The sequence below is a fragment of the Blastococcus litoris genome (genome assembly GCF_003075095.1).
Classification (GTDB): domain Bacteria; phylum Actinomycetota; class Actinomycetes; order Mycobacteriales; family Geodermatophilaceae; genus Blastococcus_B; species Blastococcus_B litoris.
The window spans coordinates 241,213-250,466 of record NZ_QCZF01000007.1; the positions used below are offsets into that span (position 1 = coordinate 241,213).

A 9,254-nucleotide genomic window follows, 5' to 3' on the forward strand; every position below is an offset into this window, starting at 1 on the left:
GGGCAACGCGGCGCGGCGCACGTCACCCGCCGGTGTGCCCCGCGGTCGCCCCGGTGCGCGGCGTCTGGTCGACTGCGCGGGTGACCAGGGGGGCGGAACGGTGCTGAGCCGCGACGAGTACCTCGCCGCCTGGTCGCGCTGGCACGGGAACACGCCCACCGACAGCCCGCTGGTCCGCGGCTGGCTGACCGCCGCCTGGACCCTGGCGCGGCCGCTCGCCGGGCTGCCCCCGCTGGTCGCGACCGCGCTGGGCCTGCTCGTGGCGGCCGCCGCCGTGCCCGTGGCCGGTGCTGGCGGGACCTGGCTGATCGCGGCGGGCCTGCTGGTCGGGCTCTCCGGGCTGCTGGACTCCCTCGACGGGGCGCTGGCCATCGGCACCGGCCGCGCCTCGCAGCGCGGCTTCGTCCTCGACTCGGTCGTCGACCGGCTGACCGAGGTCGCCTACGCGCTCGCGCTGTGGGTCGCCGGGGCGCCCGGCTGGCTGGCCGTCGCCTTCGGTGCGCTGTGCTGGCTGCCCGACTACCTGCGGGCCAGGGCGGGGCAGGCGGGGGTCGAGGAGACGGGTCTGCTGTCGATCTGGGAGCGGCCCACCCGGGTGGCGATGAGCGGCATGACGCTGGGCGGCGCCGGCGTCGTGGCCGGTCTCGACCTCGTCGCGGGGGTGGTCACCGCGGGCGCGGCCGTGGGTGCGGCGCTCGGTGCGGTCGCCGTCGTCCAGCTGGGCTTCTCGCTGCGCCGGATGCTGGCCGGCTGACGCCGTCGAGCCGCGCGTGGCCGCGGCTCCTAAGCTGTGCGGTGCCCCGGCCCTCGTCCGGGCACCCGACATCGTGCGGCCGTTCCGCCGATCCGCTCCCGGAGGACCGCCCCGTGCCCGTCGCCGTCACCGGCTCCATCGCCACCGACCACCTGATGACGTTCCCCGGCCGGTTCGCCGAGCAGTTCGTCGAGGGGCAGATGGAGAACGTGTCGCTCTCCTTCCTGGTCGACGACCTGGTGCAGCACCGCGGCGGCGCCGGCGCCAACATGGCCTACGGGCTGGGGCTGCTCGGTCTGGCCCCGGTCCTGGTCGGCGCCGTGGGCAGCGACTTCGCCGAGTACGACTCGTGGCTGTCCCGCCACGGCGTGGACACCGGCAGCGTGCACTGGTCGGAGCTCAAGCACACGGCCCGCTTCGTGTGCACGACCGACGCGTCGAACAACCAGATCGCCTCGTTCTACTCGGGCGCCATGTCGGAGGCGGGCGGCATCGAGCTCGGCCCCGTCGCCGACCGCGTCGGGGAGTTCGACCTCGTGGTGGTCGGCCCGAACGACCCCACGGCGATGGTGCGGCACACCGACGAGTGCCGGCAGCGTGGCTACCGGTTCGCCGCGGACCCCAGCCAGCAGCTGGCCTGGGCCGACGGCGAGATGATCCGCGACCTGGTCGACGGGGCGGACCTGCTGTTCACCAACGAGTACGAGTCCCACCTGCTCCAGCAGAAGACCGGGTGGGACGAGCGCGAGGTGCTCGCCCGGGTGGGCACGTGGATCACGACCCGTGCCGCCGACGGCGTCCTGGTGCGCCAGGCCGGCGCCGAGCCGATCTCGGTCATCGCCGTCCCGGAGACCAAGCCGGTCGAGCCCACCGGCGGCGGCGACGCCCTCCGTGCCGGCTTCATCGCCGGGCGCATGTGGGGCCTGGACCTGGAGCGGGCCACCCAGCTCGGCTCCGCCGTGGCCACGGCGGCCGTCGAGGTCATCGGCACCCAGGAGTACGACCTGCCCAAGCAGAGCTTCCTCGAGCGGTTCGCCGACGCCTTCGGCGCCGACGCCGCGGACGAGGTCGCGCCGCACCTGCCCTGACCGGGCGTCAGCCGGTGCGCAGCCGCTCGCCGATCGAGGGGTCCTCCGCCCAGTGGCTGTAGGGGATCCGCGGGATCTCCTTCACCTCACCGATCGTCGACCACTCGTTGCCGCCGAGCCGGGCCAGCGGCTGCAGGTGCTCGATGCGGGGCCGCCCGTCGCGGACGGCGGTCTCCCGGACGGTGATCAGCAGCACCCGGCCGAAGACCACGGTGCTGTCGCCCAGGCGCACCGTCGAGTGCAGCGTGCACTCCACCGACACCGGCGACTCCGCGACGCGCGGCACACCCACCCGGTCGCTGTCCTCCAGCCGGACGCCGACCTCCTCGGCCTCGCTGACCCCCGGCGGGAAGTCGGTGCCCGTGGCGTTGATCTGCTCGAACAGCCACTCGGGGGTCAGGCTGACCGTGAACTCCCCGGTCGCCTCGATGTTGCGCAACGAGTCCTTGCGGCCCACCGACGTGAACTGCACGACCGGCGGGTCGACGCACGCCACCGTGTAGAACGAGTGGGGTGCCAGGTTGAGCACCCCCTCGGCCGACCTGCTGCACACCCATGCGATGGGCCGGGGGACGACGACGGAGTTGAGCACGCGGTAGAACGCGCCGCTGTCCATCGCGGTGGGGTCGAACTGCACGCGGTCGGTCACCCGCCCATCGTCGACGCCGGCTCTGAACCCGGCGCCGCCGGGGTCCACCCGGCCACCTAGGGTGCGGGCGGTGACGAGCCTGCAGATGAGAGCCGTGGCGACGTTCGTGCGCCTGGCCTACAAGCCGCGGATGGCGACGGCCGAGCGCGGCCGCGCTCGCGTCGCGGCGCCCAAGGGGCCCTCGGGGCCGCCCGCGAAGCTGCGCCGGAGGCACGAGGTCAGCACCCGGCGCATCGGCGGCTTCGAGTGCCACACGGTGGCACCCCGGGGGCGGACGGCCGAGCGGGCAGCGGTCTACCTGCACGGTGGGGCCTACGTCGGCGAGATCTCGCCGCAGCACCGGGCGCTGGTCTCGCGCATGGCCGACGCCGGCGTGCGGGTCGAGGTGCCGAGCTACGGGCTCGCCCCGCAGCACACCTACCGCGAGGCCTATCCCTTCGTCACCGCTGTCTACCGGGAGCTGGTCGCCGGGTTCGGCGCGGACGCGGTCACGCTCGCCGGGGACTCGGCCGGCGGCGGGCTGGCCTTCGGCCTGGCGCGGACGCTCGGGGAGTCGGGCCTGCCGCAGCCGCGCCGGCTGGTGCTGATCGCCCCGTGGCTCGACCTGACGATCAGCAACCCCGGCGTCCCCGCGGTCGAGGCCCGGGACCCGTGGCTGAGCAGCGCCGGGCTGCACGAGGCCGCGGCCGCGTGGGCCGGCGGCGACGACCCGACCGACCCGCGGCTGAGCCCGCTGAACGGTCCGCTGGCCGGCCTGGCGCCGATCGACGTCTACGTCGGCACCCGTGACATCTGCCTGCCCGACTGCCTCCTGCTGCGGGACCGCGCCGCGGCCGAGGGAGCATCGGTGCAGCTGACCGTCTGCGAGGGCGCCGTGCACGTCTACCCGCTGATCCCGGCACCCGAGGGACGGGCCGCGGCACGGGCGATCGTCCGGGACGTCGCTACCGGACCGGCTGCGCCCCGGCCGCGGGAAGGCGCCGATCCCGCCAGGTGAGCGTGCCGCGGCGGTGGCCGGCCACCGAGCGCGCCACCAGGACGTCGAGCAGCAGGACCGACAGCGGGTGGGCGAGCGCATCGGGCCAGATCCGGCTGCCGGTGGCCGCGGCGACGACGGCGCGCCCCGCCGCGCCGGCCAGCCAGCCGACCACCCCGGCCCGTGATCCGCGCAGCGCGGCCAGGGCCGGCACCACCCACACGGCGGTCAGGCCCGCGGCGGCGGCGACGCTCCCCGCCGGGGTGCCGCCGACCGCGGCCCACAGCGACTTGGCGTAGCCGTCGCGCAGCGCCGGCCATCCGTCGTACATCCGGCAGGCCGCCAGCCGGGAGCCGTCGACCGGGACCCCGCGCCCCCCGGCGCGCTTGACCGCCCGCAGCAGCGCGATGTCCTCGAGCACCTCGCCGCGGACCGCCGCGTGGCCACCGGCCCTGTCGTACGCGCGCCGGCGCAGCACGAGGAACTGCCCGTTGGCTGCGGCGAGCGACGGGTGCCCCGCCCGCTCGGCCAGCCGCAGGGGGAGCGTCGTGGCCCAGAGCCAGGGGGCCAGCGGCTGCACCAGCCGCTCGGCGGCACCGTGCGCGACGGGTCGGGGCCAGGGCGAGACCAGGTCCAGACCGTGCCGGTCGAGGACGGCGACCGCGCCCGCGACGCCGTCGGGGAACAGCCGCACGTCGGCGTCGACGAAGACCAGGACGTCGGCGTCGCCGGCCTCGGCGGCACCCGTCGCGCAGGCGTGTGGCTTGCCGAGCCAGCCGGGTGGGGGCGGCGTCGCGCGCACGAGGCGGATGCGGGGGTCGGGCACGGCCGCCACGACGTCCGCCGTCCGGTCGGTCGAGCCGTCGTCGACGACGACGACCCGGAGGTCGGGGACCCCCCGCTGGTCGAGCAGGGCGGCGAGGCAGCCGCCGATCTGCTCCTCCTCGTCCCGCGCGGGCACCACCACGGTGACCGGACGGCGCACCGGCGGCGGATCGGCCGGGGGACGGCGGAGCAGCGCGACGTTGATCGCCGCGTGGACGGCGCCCGCCACGGAGAGCCCGGCGAGCGCGCGGAGCAGCCGTCCGCTCACCGGCGGGACCGCAGGAGCAGCGCCACGAACGCGGGGACGAAGAGGACGGCGCCCCAGGCCGCCGAACCCGGCAGGCCGAGCCATCCGGCGTGGGCGAGCGCGCCGCCGAGCGTCATCCAGCCCAGCGCCAGCAGCGGCGCCGCGTCACCGATCCGCGGGGTGCCGGGCAGCGAGGTCCGTGCGACCAGCAGGTCCAGCGATGCCATGAGCACCAGTCCGGCGAGCAGCCAGCCGGCCAGGTTGGTCAGCGGGACGGTGTCGATGCCGGGCAGCCCCGGCTGCGGGTGCGTCCACGTCCAGTAGCCGGCCTGCACCATCTGGGGGTCGAGGACGACGTCCCAGGCGGCGAAGGCGGCCGCGGCCACGGCCACCCGTGTGCCGCGGCGCCGCGCCAGGTGGCCGGCCAGCACCCAGCTCGGCCACGCCATCATCAGCCAGGCGAGCGGGACGAGGAACGGCACGCCGAGCAGGGTCGGGCCGAGCGCGTCGCTGTAGGTGTAGCTGCCGTACGGGAAGCCGGTGGCCAGACCGAGGGCCTCGAACGCCACGGCGGTGGCCACCACCAGCGCCAGCAGGCCGGCGGCCGTCCGCGCGCCACGGCTGAGGCCCGCGTGGACCACCGACAGCAGCGACCCGAGCACGACGATCGTCCAGCTCACCGCGTCGCGGGCGGCCCCGGACGTGAGCGGATAGGCGATCGCGGTGAGGACGAGGGCGACCGCCAGCGCCAGCGGGACGGCGCCTGCGGGCGACCGGCGCCGCTGGGCGATCGCGGTCGTCACGCCGGCGTCCGCCGCAGCCGCGCCGCCACCCGGCGGGCGGTCCTGCGGGCGCGGGGGAGACCTCCTCGGTCGGCGAGGAGCACCCGGGCCGCCGTCCGGCCGGAGTTGCCCGACACGCCGCCGCCGGGGTGGGTGGAGGCGCCGGCCAGGTACAGCCCCGCCAGGCCCGGGACCGAGTAGCCCGACAGCGCGGGGGTCGGCCGGAAGGCGAACATGCTGGCCAGGCCCATCTCCACGTGCATGACGTTGCCACGCAGCAGGGACAGTTCTCGCTCCAGGGCCAGCGGCGTCTGGACGTAGGTCTCGCGCACCGAGGCGGCGAAGCCCGGCGCGAAGCGGTCGACCTCGGCGATCAGCCGCTGCGCCTCCTGCTCGGCGAGGGCGTCCCAGTCGCCGCCGTCGGCGAGCTCGTAGGGGTACCACTGGCCCCAGATCGTGACGACGTGCTGCCCGGCCGGCGCGAGGGTGCCGTCGCTGGCCGAGAAGCACATCCCCAGGGGCACGGGGACCCGGGGCAGCCGGCCGGCGGCGAAGTCGCCGTGCGCCGCGGCAAGGTCGGCGCGGTCGGTGCACAGCAGCTGGAGACCGGCCAGCGCCTCGTCGGCACCGACCCCGGGGTAGGACGGCGGTGCGTCGGTCAGCGCCCGCACCACCAGGCCGAAGCCGTTGCCCAGCGGAGGGTCGGCGTCGGCGAGGGCCGGCGGTGCGGCGTCCCCGGCCAGCCGCCGGGTCACGTCGACGTGGCAGGCCGCGACGACGGCGTCCGCCGCGATCCGGCGTCCGGAGACCGTCTCCACGCCGGTGACCCGGCCGCCGGCCGTCAGCAGCCGGGCCGCGCCGTCGCCGAGCACGACCCGTCCGCCGTCGGACTCCAGCCGGCGGCGGAGCGCGGCCGTGAGCCCGCCGGAGCCGCCCACCGGGTGTCCGGGCGGGACGTCGTGCAGCAACGCGACCCAGGCGACCATCGCGGCGGTGCCGGGCTCGGACATGGGTGGCCCGGACTGCGCGCCGAACCAGGCCAGCGCCGCCTTGAGCCGCTCGCTGGTGAACCAGCGGTCGAGCAGCGCGTCGCCCGACCCGAGGAAGTCCACCGCCAGCTCGCCGCCAGGCGTGCGCGGGTGCCCGCCGGACGGTGCCCCGAGGGGCCAGAACGAGCGGATCAGCCCGGCCGGGCTGGGCCGCCGGCCGAAGGAGGCGACGACGGCGCGGCTGCGCGGCCCCCACACCTCGACGAACCGCCGGTAGGCCGTGGCGTCCTCCGGGCCGCACGCCGCCGCGATCGAGGCGCACGTCGCGTCGAGGTCGACGGAGAAGACCAGGGGGCGGCCGTCGGGGCCGGGATCGCCGGGGGAGGGCGCCGGCGCGAAGCCCCACGGATCGCAGTCGACGTAGCGCAGGCCGTGGGCGGCCAGGTCCAGCTCCTCGACGATGCCGCTCTGCCGGATGATCACGTGCGCGCTGGAGCCCCGGTCCACCCGCACCCCGGGCCACCGCTCGACCGTCGACACCGCCCCGCCGAGCACCGTGTCGGACTCGACGACCTCGACCGAGAGGCCCGCGCGTGCCAGGTAGCAGGCGGCGACCAGGCCGTTGTGCCCGGAACCGACGACGACCACGTCGACGCGGACGTCGGAGGGAGGGGGTGTGCTCACGCTCGGCTGTTCGCCGGCGCGCGGTCCTGCGGATGCAGCGGGAGGCGCGCGCCGAGGATGGCGAACGGCCGCGAGTCGCCGGGGAAGTGGTAGCCGCGCGCCAGGTCGACGAAGCCGTCGGCGTGGTAGAGCCGGAAGGCCTTCGTGTCCGCGTCGGGGGTGGAGAGCAGCGCGGTCGGCTGCGGGATGCCGGCGACGAGGGCGTGCAGCAGCCGCCGGCCCAGGCCGCGGCTCTGGTGGTCGGGGTGCACGTGCAGCTCGCACACCTCGAAGGCGTCGGGCAGCCACTTCTTCGCCGTCCGCCGGTCGAGGGCGGCGCGCACCTGGTCGTGCCACCACTGGCCGGGCGCGACCACGTAGCCGTAGCCGAAGCCGACCAGCTGCTCACCGTCCGGGGTCTCGGTGAAGGCGCCCACGGCCCGGAAGCCGGGGCGCTCGGTGTGCTGGATGGCGTAGCCGTAGCGGCCGGCGACGACGGCGGAGTCGTAGCCCATGGCCAGGCCGTAGATGATCAGCGCCTCGTGCATGTGCTCGCGCAGCCACTCCGTGGGCAGCTCGATCACGCGGGTGGTGGGCCGGGTGTCGGTCATCGCGCGGCCGCCTCGGTCGTCGTCGGGACCTCGGACGGTCCGGGGCCGACCTCGGCCGCCGTCCCGCCGGTGAGGCGGAGCAGCTCGTCGTAGGTGGTGGGGAAGACGGTGTGCGGGTGCCCGGCGGCGGCCCACACCTGGTCGTAGCGGGCGAGCTCGACGTCGACGAGGGTGCCGATGGGCGCGGGGTGGCCGATCGGGGCGACGCCGCCGATCGCCTGACCGGTGTGCCGGCGGACGAATTCCGCGTCCGCGCGGTCGACCCGGGGGACGCCCAGGAGACCGGCGACCAGGTCCTGGTCCACGCGGTGGGCGCCGCTGGTCATCACCAGCAGCGGGTTCCCGCCGACGTCGAACACCAGGCTGTTGGCGATCGCGCCCACCGGCACGCCGAGCTGGGCGGCCGCCGCGGCGGCGGTCCGTGCGCTGTCGGGCAGGTGGCGCACGGTCCCGGCGGCTCCCGCAGCGCGCAGCAGGCGTGCGACCTCGGCGACCCGGGGGTGCTCCGGCTCGGTCGCGGGGGTCGGCGGGGGCATGCGCCGATCCTGCCACCGGGTCCGGACCGGTGCTGCCGCGGTTCCGGCGCCGTCCCGTCCGTGCTCCGCCGCCAGGGCCCGACGACACGACGGCTCCCGTCTTGACGCCCGCGAGCGGCTCCGGTCTACTGGTCCGTGTTCGAACACGCGTTCGAACGGCGTCGCTCCTCCACCGTTCCCCGGCCCTTCCCCGCCGGAGCGGTGGCCGGGAGCGGCGCGCGGGGTGGCCAGAGGTGGGGAGGGTGTCATGAGCCGGGTGCTCGGTGAACTCGCGGGACGGGTCGGCGAGGAGGTCCAGGTCGAGCGGGGGCCGCTGGGCCCGGTGCAGTTCTGGCGCGGGCAGTCCCGGTACCTCGTGGGCGAGCTGCTCGACTCGTGGGTCGAGACCGCGCCGTGGTGGCGGCAGGACGCCGGTCCCGGCGGGGCGTCCGCGGAACTGGTCTCCACCCAGGAGGTGTGGCGGGTCGAGGCGGTGCGGGCCGGGCGATCGCGCACCAGCTTCGCCGGCGTCTACGACCTGACCTGGGACGCCGCGGGCAACCGCTGGTGGCTCGTCCGGGTGCACGACTGATGGGCGCCCTCCGAGCCATGCCCGACCGCGTGCCGGCCACCCAGCTGCCTCTTCCTCCGGCGCTGCCCCCCGCAGCCACCCAGCTCCTCGACCAGGCCCACCGCGCGCTCCGCGAGGCGACCGGGCACACCGATCCGCGGCAGCGGTACGCGACCGCGCACCTCGGTGCGCTGCGGGCAGCCGCGGGGGTGCTGGCCGCCCGCACCCGGCCCGAGCCCGCCCGGCGCCGGCCGCGCAGCGCCTGGGTGCTGCTCGGCCAGGTCGCCCCCGAGCTGGGGGAGTGGGCCACCTTCTTCGCCGCGGGTGCCTCGAAGCGGGCCGCCGCGGAGGCGGGGCTGTCCCACGCGGTGACCGAACGCGAGGCCGACGACCTGGTCCGCGACGTCGGGGCCTTCCTGGTCGTGGTGGAGAACTTCCTCGCCACCCCGCCCCCGCCCCCGCCCGACGCGTCACCCCCGCCTGCACGCCCCTGGGGTACCCCGCCGCCCAGTCCACGGCCGCCGCCACCCCCCCCCCCCACCCGCGCGCCCCTGCCGCCCTCCCCAGCACCAGCCCCCTCCCAC

At 76.6% G+C, this 9,254-nt stretch carries 11 protein-coding genes; 5 read left to right on the forward strand and 6 right to left on the reverse strand.

Annotation, left to right across the window (positions count from 1 at the left end; all coding sequences use genetic code 11):
* Nucleotides 1-100 precede the first annotated feature (100 nt).
* Both DCS98_RS16670 and DCS98_RS16675 read left to right on the forward strand, forming a co-directional pair.
* Nucleotides 101-754 (forward strand): CDP-alcohol phosphatidyltransferase family protein, encoded by a 654-nt coding sequence (locus DCS98_RS16670; protein ID WP_116452496.1) that lies wholly within the window; start codon nt 101-103, stop codon nt 752-754.
* Nucleotides 755-867: 113 nt separating this feature from the next.
* A complete protein-coding gene (locus tag DCS98_RS16675; RefSeq protein WP_116452497.1) occupies nt 868-1,842 on the forward strand; it encodes a carbohydrate kinase family protein in 975 nt (324 codons plus the stop codon).
* Nucleotides 1,843-1,849: 7 nt separating this feature from the next.
* Here the strand turns inward: DCS98_RS16675 and DCS98_RS16680 are convergent, their stop codons facing one another.
* The gene (locus DCS98_RS16680) at nt 1,850-2,491 is read right to left on the reverse strand and encodes a flavin reductase family protein (protein ID WP_241038173.1); all 642 of its coding nucleotides are present in this window, start codon (nt 2,489-2,491) and stop codon (nt 1,850-1,852) included.
* Between the two features lie 70 nt (nt 2,492-2,561).
* Here DCS98_RS16680 and DCS98_RS16685 point away from each other — a divergent pair, with 70 nt between their 5' ends.
* Nucleotides 2,562-3,488, forward strand: a complete 927-nt coding sequence (locus DCS98_RS16685; RefSeq protein ID WP_116452498.1) for an alpha/beta hydrolase fold domain-containing protein — start codon at nt 2,562-2,564, stop codon at nt 3,486-3,488.
* On the opposite strand, the gene DCS98_RS16690 is transcribed toward DCS98_RS16685, so the two are convergent.
* Genes DCS98_RS16690 through DCS98_RS16710 form a run of 5 tightly spaced genes read right to left on the reverse strand, consistent with a single transcriptional unit; the run spans nt 3,436 to nt 8,120 of the window.
* On the reverse strand, nt 3,436-4,560 hold the full coding sequence (locus DCS98_RS16690; RefSeq protein ID WP_116452499.1) for a glycosyltransferase family 2 protein: 1,125 nt from the start codon (nt 4,558-4,560) through the stop codon (nt 3,436-3,438). The two genes, DCS98_RS16685 and DCS98_RS16690, sit on opposite strands and share 53 nt — an antisense overlap.
* A complete protein-coding gene (locus DCS98_RS16695; protein ID WP_116452500.1) occupies nt 4,557-5,342 on the reverse strand; it encodes a carotenoid biosynthesis protein in 786 nt (261 codons plus the stop codon). The genes DCS98_RS16690 and DCS98_RS16695 overlap by 4 nt, the downstream gene beginning before the upstream one ends.
* Nucleotides 5,339-6,994 carry a phytoene desaturase family protein gene (locus DCS98_RS16700; protein ID WP_116452501.1) on the reverse strand — a complete coding sequence of 552 codons (1,656 nt, stop codon included), beginning with the start codon at nt 6,992-6,994 and terminating at the stop codon, nt 5,339-5,341. The genes DCS98_RS16695 and DCS98_RS16700 overlap by 4 nt, the downstream gene beginning before the upstream one ends.
* Nucleotides 6,991-7,584, reverse strand: coding sequence for a GNAT family N-acetyltransferase (locus DCS98_RS16705; protein ID WP_116452502.1), 594 nt, complete (start codon nt 7,582-7,584; stop codon nt 6,991-6,993). The genes DCS98_RS16700 and DCS98_RS16705 overlap by 4 nt, the downstream gene beginning before the upstream one ends.
* Entirely contained in the window at nt 7,581-8,120 is a 540-nt protein-coding gene (locus tag DCS98_RS16710; RefSeq protein ID WP_116452503.1) for a YbaK/EbsC family protein, read from the reverse strand. Before DCS98_RS16710 ends, DCS98_RS16705 begins: the two co-directional genes overlap by 4 nt.
* Nucleotides 8,121-8,367: 247 nt before the next feature.
* Here DCS98_RS16710 and DCS98_RS16715 point away from each other — a divergent pair, with 247 nt between their 5' ends.
* Both DCS98_RS16715 and DCS98_RS16720 read left to right on the forward strand, forming a co-directional pair.
* On the forward strand, nt 8,368-8,691 hold the full coding sequence (locus tag DCS98_RS16715) for a DUF6504 family protein (RefSeq protein ID WP_116452504.1): 324 nt from the start codon (nt 8,368-8,370) through the stop codon (nt 8,689-8,691).
* Nucleotides 8,691-9,254: SAV_6107 family HEPN domain-containing protein (locus DCS98_RS16720; protein WP_164704617.1), on the forward strand; the 564-nt coding region annotated here is incomplete at its 3' end. The genes DCS98_RS16715 and DCS98_RS16720, both read left to right, overlap by 1 nt.

Excerpts from the sequence above, each read along its gene's own strand:
- DCS98_RS16710 (WP_116452503.1), bottom strand. The coding sequence starts at position 8,120 with ATGCCCCCGCCGACCCCCGCGACCGAGCCGGAGCACCCCCGGGTCGCC.
- DCS98_RS16705 (WP_116452502.1), bottom strand. The coding sequence starts at position 7,584 with ATGACCGACACCCGGCCCACCACCCGCGTGATCGAGCTGCCCACGGAG.
- DCS98_RS16715 (WP_116452504.1), top strand. The coding sequence starts at position 8,368 with ATGAGCCGGGTGCTCGGTGAACTCGCGGGACGGGTCGGCGAGGAGGTC.